Below are 23,487 nucleotides of genomic sequence, written 5' to 3' on the forward strand. Positions count from 1 at the left end.
GTATGCCGAACACATTTCAGAAGCGTATGGCCGGGCCGGTCCTGGCGGTCCTTTCCGTGCTGGCGGCCGGAACAATGCTCGCCGGATGTTCGCCGGACCCGAAATCCACTGACGCCTCCGACGACAGCCAGGGCTCGTCGAATTCGTCGAGCGACTCCTCCAATTCGGCCGTCGCCTATTCACAGTGCATGCGCGACAACGGCGTCTCGAATTACCCCGACCCGAAGGAGGACGACCAGGGCCGGGTGCAGTTGACGGTCCCCGAGGGCATCGACCAGAACTCGCCGACCTTCAAGTCGGCCCAGTCGGCCTGCCAGTCCAAACTGGTGCAGGGCGACATGGGTGCCGCCGCCAACAGCCGGTCCTTCGACGCGACGAAGGTCGCCGCCTGGGCGAAGTGCATCCGCAAGAACGGTATGCCTGACTTCCAGGACCCCAAGGTCGACGGCAGCACGATCATCATCGACGCCGACGCGGCCGGCATCTCCGGGCAGGACGACCCCAACTTCGCCAAGGCCACGTCCGCCTGTTACAGCATCCGGCCCGGCGGCAGCCTGATGGTCACAGGAGGGGGGCAGTGACCGGTCGCGAGGACGGGGCCGTGGAGACGGCAGCCCCCGAGAGCGCGGCGGACGTCCCGGGCGGGGAACTGGAGCCGAGGACCGCGGCCCTCGCCTCCTTCGACGGGAACGGCGGTGCCGTGGAGCAGCCGCCGCCCGAGGGCGGTCGCCCGAGGCGCCGCGGGATGCGCATCGCACTGATCGTCGCGTGCGCGGTGGTGGTCACCGTGGCAGCGGCCGGCGCCGCCACGGGCGTGTTCGGCGGCGGGGACGGCAAGACCGAGGCGACGGCGCCCTCCGGACCGCCCGCCACGGCGAAGGTGAAGCGGACGACGCTGACCAGCTCCCAGACCGTGGACGGGCAGCTCGGGTACGGCGACACCGCGGCGGTCCAGGCTCCCGGGTCGCCCGGCTCGGCGCAGTCCGGCGGGTCGGGACAGGGCGGTGGCGGGGCCGGCTCCGGGATCGTCACCTGGATGCCCTCGGACGGCGACACCATCACCCGCGGACAGCCGGTCTACAAGGTCGACCAGCGGTCGGTGCCACTGCTGTACGGCTCGGTGCCGCTGTACCGGACGCTGAAGCCGGGCGACAGCGGCAGCGACGTCAAGATGCTGGAGAAGAACCTCAGGGCGCTCGGCTACCGGGGCTTCACGGTGGACGACACCTACGACTACGGCACGGCCGCCGCCGTGCAGAAGTGGCAGGACAAGCTCGGCCGTTCGCAGACCGGGGAGGTGCGGGTCGGCGACGCGCTGGTGGCCGCCGGCGCGCGGCGGGTCGCCAAGGGGGAGCTCGCCGTCGGCGACACCCTCGCCGGGGACGTGCTCACTTGGACAGGCACCGATCGCGTGATCTCCGTCGACCTGCCCGTGCAGTACGCGGACCTGTCGAAGAAGGGCGGAGCCGCGACCGTCACACTGCCGGACAACACCACGGTGACCGCTGTGGTGACGGACATCGGGACACCGACGTCGTCGAAGGACTCCTCGGACTCCTCGTCCGCCGGAGGTTCGGGGGGTTCACCGGGCTCGGGCTCCTCGAACGCCACCGTCCCGGTGGAGCTGAAGGTCGAGGACGCCGAGAAGATCGGCGCCTACCAGGCCGCCTCCGTGAGTGTCGAGTTCGCGTCCGAGACGCGCGCCGACGTGCTGGCCGTGCCGATCAGCGCCCTGTTCGCGCTGCCCGGCGGCGGCTACGCGGTCGAGGTGGTGACCGGGGCGAAGACGGAGTACCGCGATGTGAAGCTCGGGACGTTCGGCAACGGCATGGTGGAGGTCTCCGGCACCGGCATCACCGCGGGTACGGTCGTGGGGGTTCCGAAGTGACCGTCGCAGCCCACCCGGTGATCGAGCTGGCCGCAGTCAGCAAGTCGTACGGCGACGTGGCCGCCCTGACCGAGGCGGACCTGGTGGTCCACCGCGGCGAGATGCTCGCGGTCGTCGGTCCGTCGGGCTCGGGCAAGTCCACCATGCTCAACATCATGGGCACACTGGACCGCCCCTCGTCGGGAACGGTGGCGATCGCCGGCCACGCCGTGGACTCCCTCAACGACCGCGAGCTGTCGGCGCTGCGGGCCGGCGCCATCGGCTTCGTCTTCCAGCAGTTCCACCTCGCCGCCGGAGTCCCCGCCCTCGACAGCGTGGCGGACGGCCTGCTGTACGGCGGACGGCCCCGCCGTGAGCGGCGGCGGCTCGCCGAGGCGGCGCTGCGCAGGGTGGGCCTCGGGCACCGGCTCCTGCACGAGCCGCAGCAGCTGTCCGGCGGTGAGAAGCAGCGGGTGGCGATCGCCCGCGCCGTGGTCGGCGATCCGCCGTTGCTGCTGGCCGACGAGCCGACCGGCGCCCTGGACTCCCGCTCGGGGACGGTGGTGCTGGAACTGCTCCACGAACTGCACGAGGCGGGGACGACGGTGGTCGTCATCACCCACGACCGGGACGTCTCGGCGTCGCTGCCGCGCGAGGTCAGGGTCCGGGACGGGCGTATCGAGCACGATACGGGGGCCACGGGGCCCCGCGCCCTGGCGTACACGGGGGTGGATCGATGAGCACGACGCAGTCGCCGCCGGCCGGCCAGGAGCGGCCCTGGGCCGAACTGCCCCCGCCGCCGCGGCCCCGGGCGGCCCGGCTGAGCCTGTCCGACGTGGCCCGGGTGGGCGGCTGGGGCCTGCGTTCGCGGCCCATGCGGGTCTTCCTCTCCGCCCTGGGCATCGCGATCGGCATCGCCGCGATGATCGGCGTGGTGGGCATCTCCACCTCGTCGACGAACGACCTGAACAAGCAACTGGCCGCCCTCGGCACCAATCTGCTCACGGTCTCCCCGGGCACCACCATGACCGGCGCGAACGCCCATCTGTCCGAGGACGCCGTCGCCATGGTCGGGAACCGCCCCGAGGTGATCTCGGCCTCCGCCACGGGGACCACGGACGCGAAGCTCTACCGCAACGACCGCATTCCGTCGGTGGAGTCCGGCAGCCTCTCGGTCAGCGCGGCGCGGACCGACCTGCTCAGGTCCATCGGCGGGAAGGTCGTGGACGGCCGCTGGCTCAACGGCGCCAGCAGCCGCTATCCGGCCGTGGTGCTGGGCTCGGAGACGGCACGCAGCCTCGGGATCCACCGGGCCGGCCCCGACGTGCAGGTGTGGCTCGGCAACTCCTGGTTCACCGTGGTGGGCCTGCTGGCGCACAACGAGCTGCTGCCAACGCTTGACACCCAGGCCTTCGTGGGCTGGACGGCGGCGGAGAAGGAGCTGTCCTTCGACGGCTATCCGACGACGATCTACACCCGGGCGAAGGACGCCGACGTCGAGAAGGTGCACGGCGTCCTGGGCGCCACGGTGTCTCCGGAGGACCCCAACGAGGTCAACGTCTCCCGTCCCTCCGACGCGCTGGCCGCCAAGAACGCGACGGACAAGACGCTGAGCGGGCTGCTGCTGGGCCTGGGCGGGGTTGCGCTGCTGGTCGGTGGCGTCGGGGTCGCCAACACCATGGTCATCTCGGTGCTGGAGCGGCGCTCGGAGATCGGGCTGCGCCGCTCGCTGGGCGCCACCCGGGGCCAGATCAGGATCCAGTTCCTCGCCGAGGCGCTGCTGCTGTCCGGGCTCGGCGGCGTGGGCGGCGTGCTGCTGGGCATCGGCGTGACCGACGGCTATGCCGCGTATCAGGGGTGGGCCGCCCTGGTGCCGCTGTGGGCGATGGCCGGCGGTCTGGCCGCGACCCTCGCCATCGGCGGACTGGCCGGCTTCTACCCCGCGGTCCGTGCGGCCCGGCTGCCCCCGACGGAGGCCCTCGCGACCAACTAGCCGGCAGGGGCCGTGCCTTGACAGTTGACAAACCGGACCGCGGCGCCTCCGCCGTCCACCCCCGTGCGGAGGGGGCGTCGCACCCCGGGCCCGTGTCCAAGTGCTCGTGTCGGTCGGTTGGACGCTCTGTCGTGTCGGCGTCCGGCACGTGACACTGGTGACCCGACCGCACTCGTCCCGAATAAACAATACCTATATCCAGAAATTACTCCGCGGGGATTTCTCCTCGAATTGGTGAGCCTTGTTCGTCGCATTAGCGGCGGCTAAGGTTTTCTCATCCACCGAGGAATACGATCCAGTGGGAGCGATTATGGCGAACCCGTTCGACGACGAAAACGGGACCTTTCTGGTGCTCGTGAACAGGGAGAATCAGCACTCGTTGTGGCCTGCGTTCGCAGAGATTCCGAACGGCTGGCGGCTCGCTTTCGGTGAGGCCACGCGCAAGGAATGCCTCGCCTACGTGGAGGAGAACTGGACGGATCTTCGTCCGCAGAGCCTCATCGACGCGATGGAGAAGACCGAGGCGGCCCACTGATGGCCGGCCGGACAGTGATGACGCGACCCGGGGAGTACCTGTGGCCATGATGGGCGGGCCCGGACCGGTCATGGTCCGATCCGACGGGCCGGATTCCTCGAACGACAGACAGCGGGCGAAGCCCGGAACGACGAAAAGAATCATTCCGTACACCCGTGGGCACCGCCGCTCCATCGGCTTTCTCGTGGTCTGCACCACGCTGAACGCCCTCTGCGCGGTGGCCCCGCCCCTGCTGCTCAAGTACCTGATCGACGACGGCGTCATGGCCGGGGACACCGGGACCGTGGTCTGGCTCGCGGTCGCGGTCGCCGCGGTCTCCGTCCTGGCCGCGCTGGTGGGCTTCGGGGAGACCTGGTTCTCCGCCCAGGTCAGCGAAGGCCTGGTCTACGACCTGCGTGTGAAGGTCTTCGACCATGTGCAGCGGCAGTCGCTCGCCTTCTTCACCCGGGCGCAGACCGGTGCCCTGGTGAGCCGGCTGAACACCGACGTGATCGGCGCCCAGCAGGCGGTCACCCAGATGCTCTCCACCGTGGTGTCCTCCGGACTGACCGTCGTGTTCGTGCTGGCCACGATGTTCTACCTGTCCTGGACGATCACCCTGATCTCCCTGGTGCTGGTCCCGCTCTTCATCCTTCCCGGCCGCCTCATCGGCCGCCGCCTGCAGGGCCTGGCCCGTCGGCACATGCAGGTCAACGCCGAGATGGGCTCGCTCATGCACGAGCGGTTCAACGTCGCCGGCGCGCTCCTCGCCAAGCTCTACAGCCGCCCGGACCGGGAGACCGCCCGCTATGCGCGGCTCGCCGCCCGCGGCCGTGACATCGGGGTCCGTAACTCGGTCTCCATGAAGATGCTCTTCCTGTCGACCATGTTCATCGGCTCGGTCGCCACCGCCGTGGTCTACGGCGTAGGCGGAGTGCTCTCCGTGCACGGCGCCTTCCGCATCGGCACCCTGGTGGCCCTCACCACGCTGCTCACCCGGTTGATGGCTCCGGTGGGCCAGTTGTCGAACGCCCAGGCCGACGCGATGACGGCGCTCGTCAGCTTCGACCGGCTCTTCGAGATTCTCGATCTCCGGCCGTTGGTCACCGAGAAACCCGACGCGGTGGCGCTGCCACCCGCCGCGACCCGCGACACGGCTCCCCGCGTCGAGTTCCGAGGGGTGTCGTTCCGTCACCCGAGGCCCGCCGACGTCTCGTTGGCCTCTCTGGAGGACTTCGCCACGCCGACGGCCGAGCGTGACGGTGACAGCTGGGCGCTGCGCGACCTCAGCTTCACCGTCCCGGCCGGCAAGCTGACCGCGCTGGTCGGCCCGTCCGGGGCGGGCAAGACCACCATCACCCACCTGGTGCCGCGGCTGTACGACCCGGAGGAGGGGACCGTCCTCATCGACGGCCGCGACGTGCGCGACCTGACGCTGGAGTCGCTGAGCGACACGGTCGGGATGGTCACCCAGGACGGGCACCTGCTGCACACCACCATCCGGGAGAACCTGCTCTACGCCCGCCCGGACGCCACCGAGGAGGAACTGGTCGCGGCCTGCCGGGCCGCACAGATCTGGCGGCTCGTCGCCTCGCTGCCCGACGGCCTGGACACCATGGTCGGCGACCGCGGATACCGGCTCTCCGGGGGCGAGAAGCAGCGCGTCGCCATGGCCCGGCTGCTGCTCAAGGCCCCGCCGGTGGTCGTGCTCGACGAGGCGACGGCGCATCTCGACTCCGAGTCCGAGGCCGCCCTGCAGCGGGCCCTCAAGACCGCGCTGGCCGGCCGGACCTCGCTGGTCATCGCGCATCGCCTGTCCACCGTCCGGGACGCCGACCAGATCCTCGTCCTCGACCAGGGGCGGATCGTGGAGCGCGGCACCCATGACGAACTGCTCATGCTCGGCGGGCTCTACGCCGAGCTCTACCGCACGCAGTTCGCCCGGCCCGCCCTCGACGGTGAGGACGACAGCGAGGTCGAGGGGCTGCCGGAGCAGCGGGTTCCGGAGCCGGTGGGCCCCGGTGGCGGGCCGGTCGTCTTCGGTCCTGGAGGTCCTGGAGGCACTGGAGGCCCTGGAGGTCCTGGAGGTCCTGGCGGTCCGCGGGTGGTCGGTGGTCCCGGGATGGTCGGTGGTCCGGGGATGGGCGGGCCCGGCGGCGGGCCGGTCGTCTTCGGCCCCGGTGGCCTGGGTGGCCCGGGTGGCCCCGGCGGCCCCGAGGGCCCGGGTGGCCGGGGTGGTCCAGGGGGTCCCCGAACCCGCTGATCCCCTTTCCGATCTCCGAGCGGTGCCCGCGACGCCCCTGTGGCGCTCCTGGGCACCGCTTTTGTCGTCCCGTCAACCCCTACGCCGAGGGGCCGTTCGCCCGGAAGCAGGGGTTTCGAACGTATTGGGGGACTGTTACGTTCTGTCCTGTCCGATGCGGGCGGTATGTGTGGTGCCAGGCGCCTGAATAGGGATGATGCCGGTGCGGCCGCACTGCACGGCAGTGGCCCCGCGGCGGACGGTACGGAAGGAAATTCCTCTTCGAGAACGAGAACGAGAGCGGCCGCTCGTCGTGATGGCGGCGAGGGCCGGTGAGGAGCAGGGGTGGAAACCGGGGGAGTCATCGTTCAACAATCCATACTGGAAGTGGAAATCGACGCGTTACGGCCGACCGGGTCACCGAGGCTGGCCGGCGAAAGACAGGAACACATCGAGCTGCTCGCGGCGGTGCCGACCCCGCTGCCGCCGATCATCGTCCACCGCCCCACGATGCGGGTCATCGACGGCTTCCACCGGGTGCGCGCCGCCCGGCTGCGGGGGGACACCACCATCGCCGCCCGCTTCTTCGACGGCGACGAGTCGGACGCCTTCGTCCTCGCGGTCCAACTGAACGTCACCCACGGGCTTCCGCTCGCCCTGCCCGACCGGCAGAGCGCCGCGGAACGGATCATGGCCTCCCACCCCCACTGGTCCGATCGCCGAGTGGCCTCGGTCGCAGGCATCGCCCCCGGAACCGTCGGCGAGATCCGCCGCCGCCTGGGCTCCGGCGCCGCCGACCCGGAGGCGCGCCGACTCGGCCAGGACGGCCGGATGCGCCCGCTCGACGGGACCGCCGGCCGCCTCCGTGCCGGTGAACTGCTGTCCCGACAACCAAATCTGTCGCTGCGTCAGGTCGCCCGCGCGGCCGGCATCTCCCCGGAGACCGTGCGCGACGTGCGCAACCGCCTGCGGAACGGGGAGGACCTGCTGCCCCGTTCGCGCCGCCGCGACAGCGACACCGAACCGCGCCACGCAGCCGCGCCCGAGGCCGGCACCAGCGAGGACACCCGGCCCGCGCCCGTCCCGGCACCACGCGGCGAACCCGCGACCGGGCGGCGGGCCCACCCCCTCGGGCGGTCCCGCGCGGACGTGGCGCCCGACCGTGTCGTGCTGGTCAAGCGGCTGGCCGCCGATCCGGCGCTGCGTTTCTCCGAGACCGGCCGCTGTCTGCTGCGGCTCCTCGCGATCCACACGGTCCGGGAGGAGGAGTGGGAGGCGATCATCGGGAACGTCCCGCCGCACTGCAGCGGTGTCGTCGCCGACCTCGCGGTCCAACTGGCCGACAAGTGGGCGGACTTCGCGACCCGGGTGAGAAGTGATGTCACCGCCTCGGTCGGCTGACCGCCGCACTGTCCGGAGCCCCGGATCCCCCGGATCCAGGCACCCCCTGGGGCGTAGGGGTCCGCCTGGCCGGAGGGTGTCCGGAACACAAACAAGTGCTCGCGGTGGCGCTCAACCCGCTGCCGCCGATCACGGTGCACCGGCCGATGATGCGGGTCATCGACGGCTACCACCGGTTGAAAGCCGCCCGGTTGCGCGGCGAGAGCAGGATCGCCGCCCGCTTCTTCGACGGGGACGAAACGGCGGCCTTCATCCTGGCGGTGAGGCTCAACGTCACTCACGGCCTGCCGCTGGCGCTCGCCGATCGCAAGCGCGCCGCAGAGAGCATCGTCGCCTCGGATCCCCCGGTTGGGCAACGGCGAGTACCCGTTGCCCCGGCGGCGCCGGCGGGAGGCCGCACCGGACGAGGAACGGACCGTAGGAGGGGAGTTCGGGGAATTGAGGCCCGTCCGGTCGGGCCGGCGGACCCGTCCGGACGTCGTGCGGGCTTCGGAGCACGCCGTGCTGGTCAAGCGGCTGATGGCCGACCCGGCACTGCGCTCCAGTGAGACGGGCCGCAATCTGCTGCGTCTGCTCGCTCTGCACGCGCTGCGCAAGGAGGAGTGGGAGGTGATCATCAGCAACGTCCCGCCGCATTGCAGTGACATCGTGGCCGACCTCGCCCGGCAGTTCGCCGACCTGTGGTCGGAGTTCGCCGAGAGGATCGGGGAGGACGTCGCGCGGATCGGCTGAGCCCGCGCCTCGGACAGGGGGCCGTCGCGAAAGGTGCGCTTTCGCGACGGCCCCGAGTCGTGTACGGGTCGGGAAAGTGGCGTGAACCATTCCGCTCTTGCTTTACCGGGAGAGGTTGTGTATTTCTCTTTAAATATTCCATGAATTCTCGGTACGGGATGGTGACTCGGAGTCAGTATCGATGAAGCGTCTGGCAGGAACAGGTCTACGAACCTCACGTTCCGTAAGGTCAGCGGCTCCACGTGGCGTCCAGTACCACCTGCATTGCCGAGCCCGGTGCCCGTAAGAGCGCTCGCGTGCAGTTCCTGACGGCTCCGGACGGCCGGCCCTTCCGGGTCTCTATCTGAAAACAACCCCCCATTCTCAGGCTGAGTGTCCGAAATCTTGCCCGTGTCGGCGTGAATAAGACGCTATCCTGAAATGCGCTGATTGATCGGTGAAGGTACGGGGGTGCCTGTGAAGCTCAGCGAAAGGGGCGGAGAAGTCGGTCTGCTTCGTCGTCTCTACAGAGGGTGCGTGGCCGGAAAGGGTTCTCTGGTCATTACCAACGGTCCTGTGGGATGCGGCAAGACCGCCTTGATCCAGACGTTCGTCGAGCAGGTGACGGAGCAGGGGAGCACCGTCCTGTCGGCGACCGGTTCGGCGAGCGAAAGCCTGGACAGACTGGGGCTGATCGACCAGTTGGTGACCGCGATGGGTGCGGCGGGCCCGGTCGGCTGGCCACCGGACGTCGCGGAGGTCGCGATGGCGGCGGGGGCGAGCGGACGGGTGCCACGCGCGCTCATGCAGCGCGTCTACCGGGCCGTCGCCGAACTGGCCGGGAAACAGCCGCTCGTCCTCCATGTCGACGACGTGCACTTCGCCGACGAGGCATCGCTCCAGTGCCTGAGATATCTCGTACGGCGCATCGAAGCGCTGCCCGTCCTGGTCGTCCTGACCGAGAGTTCCAGCCACGACCAGGCACTCGCCACGCTCCACGCGGAGACGCTCCACCTGTCCTACTGCCATCGGATCCGGGTCGGTCCGCTCTCGCCCGAGGGGGTCGCCCGGTATCTGACGGATCATCCGGTGACGCGTTCGGTGGCGCCGGAGACCATCGAGCTGTGGGCGCGGGCGAGCGGGGGGAACCCCCTGCTGCTGGACGCCCTGATCGAGGACTTCGCCGGGCAGGGGACGGCGCAGACCGCCGGGCGCGGTGCCCCGGTGCCGGGCGAGTCGTTCCGGAACGCGTTTCTGCGCTGCCTGCACCGCTGTGAGCCGACCCTGCTCGCCGTCGCGCGCGCCGCCGCCGTCCTCGGCAAGTCCGTGACACCCGCCCTGATCGGCGACCTCCTCGGGGAGGACGCGACCTCCGTACGCCGCAGCGTCACCGGCCTGCGTGCGGCCGGACTGCTCTCGGGCTCGTGGTTCGGCCACGAGCGCGCCCGGCTGACCGTGCTCGCGGACATTCCCTGCAAGGACCTGCCGGCCCTGCGGGCCCGGGCCGCCGAACTGCTCCGGGAGAGCGGCGCGCCCGCGGCGGTCGTGGCCGAACAACTGCTGGCCGGCCACGACCCGGACCAGGCCGCCTGGCAGCCCGACATCCTCCGGGAGGCCGCGCGCGAGGCCCTGGCGGCGGGAGACGCCGGTGCCAGCGTCGACTATCTGCGACACGCCTCCGGCCTCTGCACGGACGCCAACCAGGAAGCCGAGGTGATCGCCGCCCTCGCGGAGGCACAGTGGCTCATCGACCCCGCGAAGGCGTCCCGGTACCTGCCGCAGCTCAGCCGTATGGTGCGGGCCGGTCTGCTCACCGGGTCCGACGCCCTGATCGTGGTGAAACAGAAGGTGTGGCGCGGCGAGTTCGCCCAGGCCGACGACCTGTTGCGGATCATCGAGGCACGGGAGGGCGCCGGCGCGGAGAACGTCTGGAACGGCGCGGGCCACGCCCGGGCCGTCATCCGCTCGGACCACACCCTGGCCCGGGTGTGGCTGTCCTTCTGCTGCCCCGGTCTGCGACGCGGCACCACGATGTCGCCCCGCACCTTCCTCAGGCTCTCGGCCGACCTCGTCGAGCTCGGGAAGGGCCCGGCCCCCGACGAACCACTGCGCGGCACCGGCAGGGCAGGTCCGTTCGCGGACACGCTGGTGGCGCTGATCTTCCTGATCGGGGCCCAGCGGCTGGACGAGGCGATGCTCTGGTCGGAGAGGCTGCTGGACGAGCCCCGTAACCGGCGCACCCCCATGCGGCGGGCGTTCCTGGAGACGATCCGAGCGGCCGTGGCGCTGAGCCGGGGTGACGCCGCCGACGCGGGCGAGGCCGCCGGGACCGCGCTGAGCCTGGTCGGTCCGGAGGCCTGGGGCATCGCGATCGGTCTGCCGCTGGCCCTGGCGATCCGCGCGGCGACCGAGAGGGGCGATGTCGACACGGCGCGGACCTGTCTCGACCTGCCCGTTCCCATGGTCATGTTCGGCACTCCCTTCGCGCTGCCCTACCTCCAGGCCCTGGGGCGCTTCCACCTCGCCCTGGGCCGGCCGCGTGCCGCCCTGCGGGACTTCGAGTCGTGCGGCGAGCTGATGACGAAGTGGCGGCTCGACGCACCGGAACTCGTGGACTGGCGCAATGACGCGGTCGCCGCCCTCATCGCCCTGGGCGATCACCGGCGGGCCCGGGAGCGGGCCGAGGAACACCTCGCCCGGCTCGGCGAGCGGCCCACCCGCGCCCGTGGCGTCGCGCTGCGCCAGCTCGTGGCGGTGGGCCCGTCCCGCAACCGGCTGCGGCTGTTGCGGGAAGCGGTACGGATCCTGGAAATCTGCGGCGACGGGCTGGAGCTGAGGCGCGCCCGGGCCGACGAGGAAGCCGCGCGCCGAGCGGAGGAGGAGACCACCCCGCTCGCGCACGAGCACCCGCTGGGCGCACTGTGGGACGCTCCCTCCCCGCCGGCCCGGGGCGTGGTCCCGGCGGGCGCCGCCGATACGGACGCGGTGCCCGCGGCGCTGGCCGAACTCACCGAGGCGGAACGCCGGGTCGGAGCTCTCGCCGCGTCCGGCTGCACCAACCGGGAGATCGCCGACCGGCTCACCGTAACGGTCAGTACGGTGGAACAGCATCTCACCAAAATTTATCGGAAATTGAAGGCGCGTGGCAGGGCGGATCTTCCGACGTCACTCGTGCTTTTCTCGGAGGCCGCTTGCCCTCTGCACGGACGATGAGAAGAAAATCCCCCGAATCCCTCGTAGTCCTCGAATGCGTTGCATCCGTTGCATCCGCTGGTAATTGCCCGGTCCGCGTCAAATCCCCGTCCAAGTAGCGGTTTCGGACCGTTGGACAGTGTTGTGGTGAGGATTGCGACCGTGTGATCCTGTATGTCGAATCAGCCTTCCAATACCAGATTCCGCCGGGAGGAATTCCATGGCCGTACGGAGCCTCGACGACTATGCGCGACTGGCCAGGAAAGGATTCGATCACGTTCTGGCGGAGTCTTTGGAAGCCGTTGAACGGGCATCCGCGGAGACCAGGGCGGCCTTCGACCGAACCGGTCTGAGGCCGGGCCGGTCCACCCGGCCCGGGCCGCCCGACACCACCACGAAGATCCTGGACCGTCCCTGGGCCGCGCCGATCGCCGTCGGCCCGCTCACCGGACCCGCCCGGCCCGCGGACGAGACCGCCGTGCTGCGGGCGGCCGACGCGGCGGAACTCCCCGTCGTGGTCGACACGGTCCCTGCGAACGACCTCGCGAACCCGGTGCCGACTGCCGACGGGACGCGGTGGCTCCGCACCTACGGCCACCGGGAGCACGGTGACGTCGAGCGGTCGGTGGCCGACGCGGAGCGTGCCGGGTTCGCCGCACTCCTTCTCTCTGTGCGGTCCCAGGGCGGCGGCGGCCGACCCGCGCGCCCCGATGCTCCGCGCGCGGACTGGGCCGACCTGGAACGGCTGCGCGCCACGTCCGCGCTGCCCCTGCTCGTCGCGGGCGTACGCACCGCTGCCGACGCCGCCCGCGCGTTCGACACCGGTGCCGACGGCATCGTCACCGACTCGCTGGAGACGCTGCCCGACCTGGCCGCGGTCGCGGGCACGCACCGCCCCGTCCTGCTCGGCGGCGGCATCCGCCGGGGCGCCGACATCCTGGTCTCCCTGGCCTCGGGGGCCGACGCGGTCCTCGTGGGACGACTGGTGCTGGAGGGGCTGATCGTCGACGGGGAGCAGGGTGTCACCGACGTGCTGGGCACTCTCGTACGCGAACTGGGGGAGGCGATGACGTTCACCGGAACCGCCCTGATCGCCGAGACGTGCCCCGACAGCCTCCGTACCGGACACCGTCCGCCGCTCCCCGTACGCCCGACGGGCACCCGGGGCGATGCCGCGAACGCCCCGGGAAATGCCGTGGGCGTCCTGCGCAAGGAGGACCTCCACGCCAGCCTCTCCGATCCCGTCCTGGACACGATGACCTTCCTCAACGAGGTCACCCACCGCTACCCGGACGCCGTCTCCTTCGCGCCGGGGCGGCCCTACGACGGATTCTTCGACACCGAGCAGATCTTCACGTACCTCCGCCGCTACCTTGACCAACTGGCCGCGCAGGGACGCACGGAGCAGGACATCCGTACCGCCATGTACCAGTACGGTCCCACCGCCGGCCAGATCCGTGAGATCGTCGCCGACTCCCTGCGCGCGGACGAGGGCGTCGACGTCCCGGCGGAGTCGATCGTGATCACGGTCGGCGCGCAGGAAGCCATGCTGCTGGTGGTGCGGGCCCTCACCGCGGGCCCCGACGACGTGCTGCTCGCGGCGAGCCCCTGCTATGTCGGCATCACGGGCGTGGCACGGCTGCTGGGCGTGCCGGTGACGGCCGTGGAGGAGCGGGAGGACGGCTTCTCCTGCGTCGACCTGGAGACCGCGATCGCGCGGGAGCGCGCCCGAGGACGGCGCCCCCGGGCCCTCTACGTGATTCCCGATCACTCCAACCCGTCGGGAACCACGATGGACGCGCCGACGCGCGCCGCGCTGCTGGAGACGGCGGAGCGCCACGGCATCCTCCTCATCGAGGACAGCCCCTACCGCAGGGTGAGCCCGGGTACGCCGCTGCCGACGCTGAAGTCCATGGACCGTTCGCGAAGCGTCGTCCACCTGGGCTCGTTCGCCAAGACGGTGTTTCCCGGCGCTCGGGTCGGCTTCGCCGTCGCCGACCAGCAGGTGGTCGACGCCTTCGGCCGGACCGGTCTCCTGGCCGACGAGCTTGCCAAGATCAAGAGCATGGTGACGGTCAACACCTCGTCGCTGAGCCAGGCCGCGGTGGCGGGCGCCCTGCTGGCGGGCGGCGGCCGGATCTCCGAGATGAACGTCGAACCGGCGGCCTACTACGGCAATGCCATGCGGACCACACTGCGCAATCTGGACGCCCGTCTGCCGGCGGCCCGGCGAGCCGCTCTCGGCGTGCGATGGAACGAACCGACCGGTGGTTTCTTCCTCACGGTCCACGTTCCCTTCCGGGCGGACAATGAGGCGCTGACCCGGTCGGCACAGGAATTCGGCGTCATCTGGACGCCGATGAACTACTTCTATCCGCAGGGCGGCGGCGATCAAGCCCTCCGTCTCTCCATCAGCTATCTCACGACGGCCGATATCGAAGAGGGCACCGCCCGTCTCGCGCGGTTCATCGAGGCGCAGGCCGCGGTGTCGTGAATTCTCCGGGAAAGGCGAAGCAAGTGATCGGAAACAGCAATGCACAGCGACCGCGGACCAAGCCGCGTATGTGGGGGTGGACTTTCCGATGACCATCAATGTGGACCGGCCCGTAAGACTGGAGGCGGCCTTGGCGGACGACATTCCGGTACCCGTCGTCCTGACCGGTGACGGCGCTCTGAAGACGGCGTACCGACCGCGGATCGTCGGGGTGGGGACCGCCACGTCGGCCGTCGCCTACTCCCAGCGGGAGGTGCTCGACGCCTTCCGCATCACCGACCCGAGGATCCGGTCCGTGTTCGCCAACAGCGCCATCGACCGGCGCCACCTGACCCTGCCGGAACCGGACTCCGACGGCGTCCGCACCCCCGAGCCGCAGGGCGACCTGCTCGACAAGCACAAGGCCATGGCCACGGAGATGGGCGCCGAGGCACTGCGCGCCTGTCTGAAACGGGCAGGCGCCGAACTCTCCGATCTGCGACACCTGTGCTGCGTGTCGTCCACCGGCTTCCTCACCCCCGGCCTGAGCGCCCTGATGATCCGCGAGCTGGGCATCGACCGGCACTGCAGCCGCAGCGACATCGTCGGCATGGGCTGCAACGCGGGGCTCAACGCGCTGAACGTCGTGGCCGGCTGGTCCGCGGCCCACCCGGGCGAACTCGCCGTCGTCCTCTGCGCGGAGGCGTGCTCGGCGGCGTACGCGATGGACTCCTCGATGCGCACCGCGGTCGTCAACAGCCTCTTCGGCGACGGCGCCGGGGCGGTCGCCCTGAGGTCGGGACCGGATGACGAGGCGTCCGGCGCGGCCGAGGGTCCGGCCCTCCTGAAGTTCGCCAGCTGCATCATCCCCGACGCGATCGGCGCGATGCGCTACGACTGGGACCGCGACCTGGACCGGTTCAGCTTCTACCTCGACCCCCAGATCCCCTACGTCGTCGGTGCCCATGCCGAGATCGTGGTCGACCGCCTGCTCCAGGACACGGGCCTGCGCAGGAGCGACATCCGCCACTGGCTCGTGCACTCCGGCGGCAAGAAGGTGATCGACGCGGTGGTCGTCAACCTCGGTCTGACCCGCCATGACCTGCGCCACACCGTCGGTGTCCTGCGGGACTACGGCAACGTGTCGAGCGGGTCGTTCCTTTTCTCGTACGAACGGCTCCTCGACGAGCAGGTGACCCGGACCGGGGACTACGGAGTGCTCATGACCATGGGCCCGGGATCCACGCTCGAAACGGCGCTGGTCCAGTGGTGAAGACAGGAGAGAGCGCAGTGAGTGACGTAAGTACCGTGCGGACACTGGCCGTTGATGGATCCCGGCCACTGTCGATCAGGACCGTCAAGGACCTCACCGTCCTGTGCGACGAGATGGAGGACCGGGGCGGGGCCGCGATCCTACGGGCCACCGGCACACCCGCGCCGGACTGGGCCGACGGGCTGGACGTCTCCCTCGTCACCAAGTGGGAACGGGTGCTGCGGCGGCTCGAACGGCTGCCCGGGGTCAGTGTCGCGGTCGCGGCCGGCGACTGCGGCGGAGTGGCCCTCGACGCCTTCCTCACCGCCGACATCCGGATCGCGACGCGCGGCAGTCGTCTTCTCCTGCCCTTCGACGGGGAGGCCACCTGGCCCGGCATGGCCGCGTTCCGGCTCGCCCGCCTGGCCGGCGCCGCGCGCGCCCGCCGTGCCGTCCTGTTCGGGAACCCGATCCCCGCGTCCGAGGCGCTGACACTGGGCATCGCCGACGAGGTGACCGAGACGCCGGACACCGCTGTGGCCGCAGCCGTCCAGCGCTGCGAGGGACTGTCGGGCAAGGAGCTCGCCCTGCGGCGCCAACTGCTCCTCGACGCGATGACGGTCAGCTTCGAGGACGCCCTCGGCCCGCACCTGGCGGCCTGCGACCGCGCTCTGCGGCGCACCGTCGAGGAGGCCGCGTGATGACGCGGCCGAGCCACGGACACCCCGGTGCGGACACCCCCCGTCCGCACCGGGTGAGGACGCAAGGCGGGGCGGCCGTATGACGACCACCGTGTGGGAGCAGGAGACCGCGCGTGCGCAGTGGTCGGCGCTGACGGAGGCCGCCGAGCGCGTGGACAAGACACTGGCGTCCCTGCCGTACCCGACGCGCCGCACACCCGAACAACGGGACGCGGCCGAGGCGGTGAAGAACAGGGCCCGCGCCCTGCGCGCCCGGTTCCTGGACGGGTACGGCGACGCCGTGTACGACCGGCTCACCGAAGGGCGCACCCGCGGCCTGCGGATCGATGAACTGGTCGCGGCCGGGGCGACCGCCTTCCCCGGCCTGGTGCCGGACGCCGGCCGGCTCGCACAGGAGCGGAACCGGCCGCAGGCCGACAAGGAAGGCCACGAGATCGATCAGGGCATCTTCCTGCGGGCCGTTCTGCGGTCGGCCTCGGCCGGTCCGCACCTCCTCGACGCCATGCTCCGGCCGACGGCCAGAGCGCGGGGGCTGCTGCCGGAGTTCCTGCGGACCGGTGTCGTGGAGATGGAGGCCGTACGGCTCGAACGCCGCGACGGCGTCGCACGGTTGACGATGTGCCGCCACGACCGGCTCAACGCCGAGGACAACCAGCAGGTCGACGACATGGAGACGGCCGTAGACCTTGCTCTCCTCGATCCGGGCATCCGGGTCGGCCTGCTGCGCGGAGGGGAGATGAGCCATCCCCGCCACCGCGGCAAGCGGGTGTTCAGCGCGGGCATCAACCTCAAGAACCTGAGCTCCGGTGACATCTCCCTGGTCGACTTCCTGCTCCGCCGTGAACTCGGCTACCTCCACAAACTCGTCCGGGGCCTGCTGGTCGAGGACCCGGACCGGTGGCACTCGCCGTACGTCGAGAAGCCGTGGGTCGCCGCTGTCGACGGCTTCGCGATCGGCGGGGGCGCCCAACTACTGCTGGTGTTCGACCATGTCCTCGCCGCGTCCGACGCCTACCTCAGCCTCCCCGCCGCCAAGGAGGGGATCATCCCCGGCGTGGCCAACTTCCGCTTCAGCAGGTACGCCGGACCCCGGCTGTCCCGCCAGGTCATCCTGGAGGGGCGCAGGATCTGGGCCTCGGAGCCGCAGGCCCGGCTGCTGGTGGACGAGGTCGTGGACCCGCGCGAGCTGGACGCCGCCGTCGAGCGGAGCCTGCAGCGCCTCGACGGCGAGGCGGTGCTCGCCAACCGGCGCATGCTCAACCTCGCCGAGGAGCCCGTCGACGCGTTTCGTGCGTACATGGCGGAGTTCGCCCTCCAGCAGGCACTGAGGTTGTACGGGGAGGACGTGATCCACAAGGTCGGCAGGTTCGCGGCGAGGCCGTCGTCGTGACCGGGGACCGGGTGAGCCCCGACGACCGTGGCCGGGTGCGGTACGAGAAGAAGGACCACGTAGCCCGCGTCACCCTCGACCGTGCCGAGGTCCTGAACGCCATGGACCTGCGCATGCACGAGGAACTCGCCCGTGTCTGGGACGACGTGGAGGCCGACGACGACATCCGCGTCGTGGTCCTCACCGGGGCGGGCGACCGGGCCTTCTCCGTCGGCCAGGACCTGAAGGAACGCAGCCGCCTCGACGCGGAAGAGACCCCTCGGACGACGTTCGGAAGCCGGGGCCTGCCGGGCTGGCCCCGGCTCACCGAGCGGTTCACCCTCTCCAAACCGGTCCTGGCACGGGTCAACGGCTACGCCCTCGGCGGGGGCTTCGAGCTGGCGCTCGCCTGCGACCTCGTCATCGCCTCGCACGACGCGCGGTTCGCCCTGCCGGAGGCGCGGCTCGGGCTGGTCCCGGGGGCGGGCGGCGCCTTCAGGCTCGCCCGCCAGTTGCCTCTGAAGACGGCCATGGGACATCTGCTCACCGGGCGACCCATCGACGCGGCGACAGCACTGCGCTTCGGACTGGTCAACGAGGTCGCCGAGGAAGGAGACCTGGACCGACGGGTCGACGCCTGGACGGACGACCTGATCCGCAGCGCGCCCCTGTCGGTACGGGCCATCAAGGAAGCGGTGATGCGCTCGCTCGACCAGCCCCTGGAGGAGGCGTTCGCCACGAGGTACGCGTGGGAGGAACGGCGTATGCACAGCCGGGACGCCGTGGAAGGCCCCCGGGCCTTCGCGGAGAAGCGGGATCCCGTGTGGTCCGGCCGGTGAGGTGAGCGTGGTCCGTCGGTGGGGGTGAACCCGTCGGCGGGCCCTGGCGTCTCGGTCTCCGAACAGCGTGGCGGTTCGCTCCGTACGCCAAGGGCCGTCCCCCCGGGAGGCGGTGGAAGGATAGGACGATGCCGATCGCGCGCGTCAACGGAACTGACCTCAGCTACGAAGATCACGACGGTCACGACGACCACGGCGGCTCGGGGGAGCCCGTCGTGCTGGTCGCCGGCACCGGCGCCCCGGGACGGGTCTGGCGAGCCCATCAGGTGCCCGCCCTCAGGGCGGCCGGCCACCGGGTGATCACGCTCGACAACCGCGGCATCCCGCCGACCGGACCGTCCCACGCCGGATTCACTCTCGACGACATGGCCGCGGACGTCGCCGGTCTGATCGAGCACCTGGGCGCGGGACCCTGCCGTGTCGTGGGCCACTCGCTGGGCGGTCTCATCACGCAGGAACTCCTCCTCGCCCGGCCCGAACTCGTCACGCGGGCCGTCCTGATGGCCAGCTGCGGACGAGCGGACGCGCTGATCACCGCCATGTCGGCCGCCGACATCGAACTGGCCGACAGCGGCGTCAAGATCCCTCCCGCCGTGTCCGCGTACCGCCAGGCCCTGCAGAACCTCTCACCACGGACGCTCGACGACGAGGACAGCCTGAGGGACTGGCTCGGCATTCTCGAACTCGCCGGCCCCGACCCGTCGACGGTCCGCGCGCAACTGGGCCTCGAAGTCATCCCGAACCGCCTGCCGAGCTACCGCCGGATCACCCGCCCCTGCCTCGTCCTCGCCTTCCAGGACGACCTGGTCGTCCGCCCCTACCTGTCACGCGAACTCGCCGCGGCCATCCCGGCAGCCGCGTACACCGAGATACCCGGCTGTGGCCACTACGGCTACCTGGAGCGGCCGGACGCCGTGAACGAGGCGGTCATCGGGTTCCTCACGGGGTGAAGCAACCGGTGATCAGGCTCTCTGTGAATCCCTGGGACACCCGGCGGCCGACTGAGGCCGTGCCACCGCAACGGGCTATGGGACCGCAACGGGCAGTGGCACCAGCCGGTGCGGCGTCGCGCGACGCGGTCCGGGCGGCATCCCGTGCTCGCGACCTGCGGCGGCAGTGATCGGGGAGAACGCATCAACGGCAACGCACGTACACGAACGGAACACCATGAAGATCGGTGTCCTCGGTGTCCTCGGCACCGTCAGCATCGGCGCGACCCTGACCCGGCGGCTCGGTGCCCACGGACATGCTGAACCCTGGCGCACGGCAGCCGCGGGCACCGACGCGGCTGCCGTGCGCAGAGAACCCGTCACTGCGGGCCTGTCCATGGCCCGGCCGCGCGCACAGTCGGCGGCATGTGCGGACGTGCCGCACAGCGCCATCTGCGCGCTTGCGGTGCGCGATCCGCCTACACCGGACCGGACGTCCTGCCTGCCAAGATCGTGCCGGCTGACGGGTTCGCCCTGCGGCCCGTGGGCGCCGCGGTACTCGCCGCAACTGGGCGCCGCGGTTGGAGTCGGCTGAGCGACCTGCTCCCTGCGGCTGCCGACGGTTCGCGCCTCGCCCGGCTGTCGACCGCCACCGAACCCGCGCCGGAGGAGGCGGATTCAGCCGAAAAGGGGCTCGCCGTCATGGGCGCTGAAGCGCACGAACTCGGGAGTTCCGTCGAACGCGCGGCTGAAGATCGCGGCGAATTCGGCGAATGCAGGTGATGCCAGGTGAGTCTGCAGTGCTTCCTCGGACGCCCACTCCTCCATCAGAACCAAGACGGTCGGATCCACGACATCTTGCGAGAACTGGTATCGGTTGCAGCCTGGCTCGGCCCGACTCGAGTTGCTCATCAGCGCTGCGGCCCTCAGAACCGCATCGAGCATGTCGGACCGCACGCGCGCTACGCCGTGGACCACGATGGTCATGGCTCTCCTCCGTACGGTGATGACGCCCACTTGACTGCAACGTCGACATCATTCAACGGCTGAATGATGTGATCGCGAAATTACCACTCCATCGGGATACGATGCAATACATGAATGATTCTGCTGCTGGTCGACCTTCGCAGCCCCCGGCCGCTGACGGCGACCCGGACAGTCGAGCCTTCGCCGCAGGCGTCGCAAGCCGCCCGTCCCTGCTGCTCGCTCGCATCGGCACCGCTCTCGAAGCCGCCGGTGACGAGTGGCTGGCGCCCAGCGGGCTCAACGGCCGCGATTACGCGGTACTCGCCATCCTCACCACCGATAAGCCCGGCACCCAGCAAGAACTCGCTCGCCTGCTGGGGAAAGCACCCGGCATCGCCGTCATCGCCGTCGACCGCCTCCAGGAAGCCGGCCTGGTGGAACGGCGCCGCGATCCGGCGGACCGCCGCCGCAGCCGGGTCGTCGTGACACCCGCCGGACGTAGAGCGCTGCGGAAGGCAGACCTCCTGGCGGACGACGGCCTGTCCCAACTGCTCCCGGGCCTGACCGTTCAGGAGCGCGAGGTGCTCTACGGACTGCTCAGCCGCGGCGCCTCGCACCCGACCGAGGAGACCTCGGACGGATGACCGCGCCGTTGCGACGGCCCGGGCATCAGAAGCGTTACCGGAGAGGGCGGGCGTCGTCGGGTTACTCGTGGACCTGAGCGTTCACTTTGGGATGCGTGTCACCGCGGTCCGCGCCCAGGCTCGCGAGCAGGCGCAGGCCGTCCTCGGCGGGACTGCCGGGGGCCGCGGACAACACCAACAACTCCATACCTGATTCGTCCGCTGGTGCGAAGCTCTCCTGGTGCAGTTCCAGCAGTCCGACCAGCGGGTGCTGGTACGCCTTGCGTCCATGGACGCGGGCACGCACGTCCGCGCGCGCCCAGAGGCGGCGGAAGCGCTCACTGCCCATCGCCAACTCGCCGATCAGCGAAGCCAGATGGGGGTCCTCGGGGTACTTGCCGGCGGCCAGGCGCAGGTGCCCGACCACGTCGAGGGTGCAGTTCTCCCAGTCCGCGTAGAGGCCGCGCTCGGCCTCATCGAGGAAGATGTGCCGGGCGCTGTTCAGGCCCGGCTTGGACCGGCCGTAGAGGAGCCCGGCGAGGCGGTTCCCGGCGAGCACGTTCATGCGGTGGTCCATGATCAGCGCGGGTGCGTCGGCGACCAGGTCGAGGACGCGCAGCAGCTCTGGCCGGACTTGCCCGCCCGGCGTCTTCGCACGGCGACGGCGCTGCCGGGCGAGTCGGCAGAGGTGCCCGCGTTCGGTCTCGTCGAGGCCAAGGACACGGGCGAGCGCGTTGAGGACTTGCTCGGAAGGCTGGGTCGCGCGGCCCTGTTCCAGGCGTACGTAGTAGTCGAAGCTCACTCCGGACAGGTGCGCGACCTCTTCGCGACGCAGCCCTTCGACTCGGCGGCGGCTGTCGGTGGGGATGCCGACGGCCGCCGGATCGACCCGTGAGCGCCGGGTCCGCAGGAAGCTCGCGAGATCGTCCATGCTTCCCAGTATGGCCTCGCCGCTGCCCGCGGAGGTGGTACTGCCGTTACCAGGAAGTCCAGTCCACGGAAGAGGCGTCCCTGAACGCCGGGCGCCGCGAAGCCCAGGATCGAGGGCATCCGATCCGAAGGAGTTCCCGTGAAGACGCTGATCGTCTATGCCCACCCGGAGCCGAAGTCGCTCAACGGCTCGCTGAAGGACCTCGCGGTGTCCACATTGGACAATGCGGGGCACGAAGTGCAGGTGAGTGATCTGTACGCGATGAACTGGAAGGCGGTCGTGGACGCCGCGGACTACGGCGTCCATGCGTCGAGTCCGCTGAAAGTCGCGCGGGACTCGGGCCGGGCCTTCGATGCCGGGACGCTCACTCCGGACGTCGGCACCGAGCAGGAGAAGCTTCTGTGGGCCGACACGATCATCTTCCAGTTCCCGCTGTGGTGGTACACGATGCCTGCGATCCTCAAAGGCTGGGTGGATCGGGTGTTCACGTTCCACTTCGCGTACGGCGTCGGCGAGCACAGCGACACCAAGTACGGCGAGCGCTTCGGCGAAGGAACCCTCGCGGGCCGCAGGGCCCTGCTGTCGGTGACCACCGGCGGCCCGGAGCCGCATTACGCCGCCCGCGGGATCGCCGGCCCCATCGACGATCTGCTGTTCCCGATTCAGCACGGCATCCTCTACTACCCGGGCATCGAGGTACTGCCGCCGTTCGTGCTGTACAGCACCGACCGGATGACTGACAAGGACTACCCGGACGTCGCCAAGGCCTGGGAGCAGCGCCTGCTCACCCTGGAGTCGACCGAGCCGATCGCTTTCCGGCGGCAGAACTTCGGTGACTACGAGATCCCCTCACTGCAGCTGATGGAGGGACTGGAGCCCGCGGGCCGCACGGGTTTCGGGCTGCACGTGCGGGGCTGACCGCGGGAGACGGACAGGACGAGCCGGGCGCGAACCCGAGAAGCAGCCCGTCTCCTGTCCAGCACCGGCCGCCCGGCCGAGCTCGTACAGTCCCTCGGTGAAGACACCGTCGCACTGGAGGATCCGCAGCAGGTCCAGGTCCAGGTCCAGGTCCAGGTCCAGAGCCAGGTCCAGAGCCAGGTCCAGAGCCAGGGCCAGGGCCAGGGCCCCGGTCTGGAAACCACCGCAGCGCACTCTGCCCCGGCCCAGATCGCCCTGCTGGGCAAACCCGGCCTGCGGGTCGCCGAAGTCCACCAGGCCACCGGCGTGCTCGCCGCCCAGCTCGACACCGACTGCGGCAGCGCGCTGATCTGCCTGCGTGGGTACGCCTGCAGTCACGGCCGTGCCCTCCTCGATGTCGCCCGCGACGTACTCGCGCGTCGGCTCCGGCAAGTTGACCCTCAAGGTCGTCCATCCGCTCCCGGGCCGCCGCCCCCCCGGGTCTCCAACTCCTCGAACAGTGAGCCCATCGGTGTCGCCTCCTCCACCGTCACGGTAGAGACGAGAACCCGGCCAGCGACTGCCCG

Annotated in this window: 21 protein-coding genes; 18 read left to right on the forward strand and 3 right to left on the reverse strand. The window is 70.5% G+C overall.

Annotated features, from left to right (window positions below):
• Positions 1-2: 2 nt before the first annotated feature.
• From K3769_RS40340 to K3769_RS40415, 16 genes are all read left to right on the forward strand, one after another.
• The gene (locus K3769_RS40340) at positions 3-581 is read left to right on the forward strand and encodes a hypothetical protein (protein WP_267031175.1); all 579 of its coding nucleotides are present in this window, start codon (positions 3-5) and stop codon (positions 579-581) included.
• Complete coding sequence (locus K3769_RS41020; RefSeq protein ID WP_267031176.1) at positions 578-1,888, forward strand: peptidoglycan-binding protein; 1,311 nt, start codon at positions 578-580, stop codon at positions 1,886-1,888. Before K3769_RS40340 ends, K3769_RS41020 begins: the two co-directional genes overlap by 4 nt.
• The gene (locus K3769_RS40350; protein WP_267031177.1) at positions 1,885-2,607 is read left to right on the forward strand and encodes an ABC transporter ATP-binding protein; all 723 of its coding nucleotides are present in this window, start codon (positions 1,885-1,887) and stop codon (positions 2,605-2,607) included. The genes K3769_RS41020 and K3769_RS40350 overlap by 4 nt, the downstream gene beginning before the upstream one ends.
• Complete coding sequence (locus K3769_RS40355) at positions 2,604-3,860, forward strand: ABC transporter permease (protein ID WP_267031178.1); 1,257 nt, start codon at positions 2,604-2,606, stop codon at positions 3,858-3,860. The genes K3769_RS40350 and K3769_RS40355 overlap by 4 nt, the downstream gene beginning before the upstream one ends.
• Positions 3,861-4,170: 310 nt before the next feature.
• Entirely contained in the window at positions 4,171-4,395 is a 225-nt protein-coding gene (locus tag K3769_RS40360; RefSeq protein ID WP_282566338.1) for an MbtH family protein, read from the forward strand.
• Positions 4,396-4,465: 70 nt separating this feature from the next.
• Entirely contained in the window at positions 4,466-6,637 is a 2,172-nt protein-coding gene (locus tag K3769_RS40365) for an ABC transporter ATP-binding protein (protein WP_267031179.1), read from the forward strand.
• 366 nt (positions 6,638-7,003) lie between these two features.
• Positions 7,004-8,017 carry a ParB/RepB/Spo0J family partition protein gene (locus K3769_RS40370; protein ID WP_267031180.1) on the forward strand — a complete coding sequence of 338 codons (1,014 nt, stop codon included), beginning with the start codon at positions 7,004-7,006 and terminating at the stop codon, positions 8,015-8,017.
• Positions 8,018-8,518: 501 nt separating this feature from the next.
• Positions 8,519-8,749: a hypothetical protein gene (locus tag K3769_RS40375; RefSeq protein WP_267031181.1), complete on the forward strand. Its 231-nt coding sequence runs from the start codon at positions 8,519-8,521 to the stop codon at positions 8,747-8,749.
• A 456-nt stretch (positions 8,750-9,205) separates the two neighbouring features.
• Positions 9,206-11,941 carry an AAA family ATPase gene (locus K3769_RS40380; RefSeq protein ID WP_267031182.1) on the forward strand — a complete coding sequence of 912 codons (2,736 nt, stop codon included), beginning with the start codon at positions 9,206-9,208 and terminating at the stop codon, positions 11,939-11,941.
• Positions 11,942-12,140: 199 nt separating this feature from the next.
• Positions 12,141-14,414 carry an aminotransferase class I/II-fold pyridoxal phosphate-dependent enzyme gene (locus tag K3769_RS40385; protein WP_267031183.1) on the forward strand — a complete coding sequence of 758 codons (2,274 nt, stop codon included), beginning with the start codon at positions 12,141-12,143 and terminating at the stop codon, positions 14,412-14,414.
• 88 nt (positions 14,415-14,502) lie between these two features.
• Positions 14,503-15,666, forward strand: coding sequence for a 3,5-dihydroxyphenylacetyl-CoA synthase DpgA (gene dpgA / locus K3769_RS40390; protein ID WP_267031184.1), 1,164 nt, complete (start codon positions 14,503-14,505; stop codon positions 15,664-15,666).
• Positions 15,667-15,683: 17 nt separating this feature from the next.
• On the forward strand, positions 15,684-16,346 hold the full coding sequence (dpgB, locus tag K3769_RS40395) for an enoyl-CoA-hydratase DpgB (RefSeq protein WP_267031185.1): 663 nt from the start codon (positions 15,684-15,686) through the stop codon (positions 16,344-16,346).
• Positions 16,347-16,425: 79 nt separating this feature from the next.
• Positions 16,426-17,736, forward strand: a complete 1,311-nt coding sequence (gene dpgC, locus K3769_RS40400) for a (3,5-dihydroxyphenyl)acetyl-CoA 1,2-dioxygenase DpgC (protein ID WP_267031186.1) — start codon at positions 16,426-16,428, stop codon at positions 17,734-17,736.
• Entirely contained in the window at positions 17,733-18,554 is an 822-nt protein-coding gene (gene dpgD, locus K3769_RS40405) for an enoyl-CoA-hydratase DpgD (protein WP_267031187.1), read from the forward strand. The genes dpgC and dpgD overlap by 4 nt, the downstream gene beginning before the upstream one ends.
• A 128-nt stretch (positions 18,555-18,682) precedes the next feature.
• A complete protein-coding gene (locus K3769_RS40410) occupies positions 18,683-19,504 on the forward strand; it encodes an alpha/beta fold hydrolase (protein WP_267031188.1) in 822 nt (273 codons plus the stop codon).
• A gap of 217 nt (positions 19,505-19,721) precedes the next feature.
• Positions 19,722-20,078, forward strand: coding sequence for a hypothetical protein (locus K3769_RS40415; protein ID WP_267031189.1), 357 nt, complete (start codon positions 19,722-19,724; stop codon positions 20,076-20,078).
• Positions 20,079-20,161: 83 nt separating this feature from the next.
• Here the strand turns inward: K3769_RS40415 and K3769_RS40420 are convergent, their stop codons facing one another.
• The gene (locus K3769_RS40420; protein WP_267031190.1) at positions 20,162-20,470 is read right to left on the reverse strand and encodes a putative quinol monooxygenase; all 309 of its coding nucleotides are present in this window, start codon (positions 20,468-20,470) and stop codon (positions 20,162-20,164) included.
• 110 nt (positions 20,471-20,580) lie between these two features.
• Here K3769_RS40420 and K3769_RS40425 point away from each other — a divergent pair, with 110 nt between their 5' ends.
• Positions 20,581-21,093 carry a MarR family winged helix-turn-helix transcriptional regulator gene (locus K3769_RS40425; RefSeq protein ID WP_267031191.1) on the forward strand — a complete coding sequence of 171 codons (513 nt, stop codon included), beginning with the start codon at positions 20,581-20,583 and terminating at the stop codon, positions 21,091-21,093.
• Positions 21,094-21,154: 61 nt separating this feature from the next.
• Here K3769_RS40425 and K3769_RS40430 read toward each other — a convergent pair whose 3' ends face one another.
• Positions 21,155-22,003 carry a helix-turn-helix transcriptional regulator gene (locus K3769_RS40430; protein ID WP_267031192.1) on the reverse strand — a complete coding sequence of 283 codons (849 nt, stop codon included), beginning with the start codon at positions 22,001-22,003 and terminating at the stop codon, positions 21,155-21,157.
• 138 nt (positions 22,004-22,141) lie between these two features.
• Between K3769_RS40430 and K3769_RS40435 the strand changes: the two genes are divergently transcribed.
• Entirely contained in the window at positions 22,142-22,921 is a 780-nt protein-coding gene (locus K3769_RS40435; protein ID WP_267031193.1) for an NAD(P)H-dependent oxidoreductase, read from the forward strand.
• Here K3769_RS40435 and K3769_RS40440 read toward each other — a convergent pair.
• Positions 22,853-23,365, reverse strand: coding sequence for a hypothetical protein (locus tag K3769_RS40440; protein ID WP_267031194.1), 513 nt, complete (start codon positions 23,363-23,365; stop codon positions 22,853-22,855). The genes K3769_RS40435 and K3769_RS40440 overlap by 69 nt on opposite strands.
• Positions 23,366-23,487: the final 122 nt, after the last annotated feature.

The sequence above is a fragment of the Streptomyces ortus genome (genome assembly GCF_026341275.1).
In the GTDB taxonomy this organism is placed as follows: Bacteria; Actinomycetota; Actinomycetes; order Streptomycetales; family Streptomycetaceae; genus Streptomyces; species Streptomyces ortus.

What these genes read in the sequence shown, in the direction of transcription:
- K3769_RS40420 (WP_267031190.1), bottom strand. Translation starts at nt 20,470, where the DNA reads ATGACCATCGTGGTCCACGGCGTAGCGCGCGTGCGGTCCGACATGCTC.
- K3769_RS40340 (WP_267031175.1), top strand. Translation starts at nt 3, where the DNA reads ATGCCGAACACATTTCAGAAGCGTATGGCCGGGCCGGTCCTGGCGGTC.
- K3769_RS40355 (WP_267031178.1), top strand. Translation starts at nt 2,604, where the DNA reads ATGAGCACGACGCAGTCGCCGCCGGCCGGCCAGGAGCGGCCCTGGGCC.
- K3769_RS40360 (WP_282566338.1), top strand. Translation starts at nt 4,171, where the DNA reads ATGGCGAACCCGTTCGACGACGAAAACGGGACCTTTCTGGTGCTCGTG.
- K3769_RS40430 (WP_267031192.1), bottom strand. Translation starts at nt 22,003, where the DNA reads ATGGACGATCTCGCGAGCTTCCTGCGGACCCGGCGCTCACGGGTCGAT.
- dpgA (WP_267031184.1), top strand. Translation starts at nt 14,503, where the DNA reads ATGACCATCAATGTGGACCGGCCCGTAAGACTGGAGGCGGCCTTGGCG.
- K3769_RS40415 (WP_267031189.1), top strand. Translation starts at nt 19,722, where the DNA reads ATGAAGATCGGTGTCCTCGGTGTCCTCGGCACCGTCAGCATCGGCGCG.
- K3769_RS40365 (WP_267031179.1), top strand. Translation starts at nt 4,466, where the DNA reads ATGGTCCGATCCGACGGGCCGGATTCCTCGAACGACAGACAGCGGGCG.
- dpgC (WP_267031186.1), top strand. Translation starts at nt 16,426, where the DNA reads ATGACGACCACCGTGTGGGAGCAGGAGACCGCGCGTGCGCAGTGGTCG.
- K3769_RS40410 (WP_267031188.1), top strand. Translation starts at nt 18,683, where the DNA reads ATGCCGATCGCGCGCGTCAACGGAACTGACCTCAGCTACGAAGATCAC.
- K3769_RS40425 (WP_267031191.1), top strand. Translation starts at nt 20,581, where the DNA reads ATGAATGATTCTGCTGCTGGTCGACCTTCGCAGCCCCCGGCCGCTGAC.
- K3769_RS40385 (WP_267031183.1), top strand. Translation starts at nt 12,141, where the DNA reads ATGGCCGTACGGAGCCTCGACGACTATGCGCGACTGGCCAGGAAAGGA.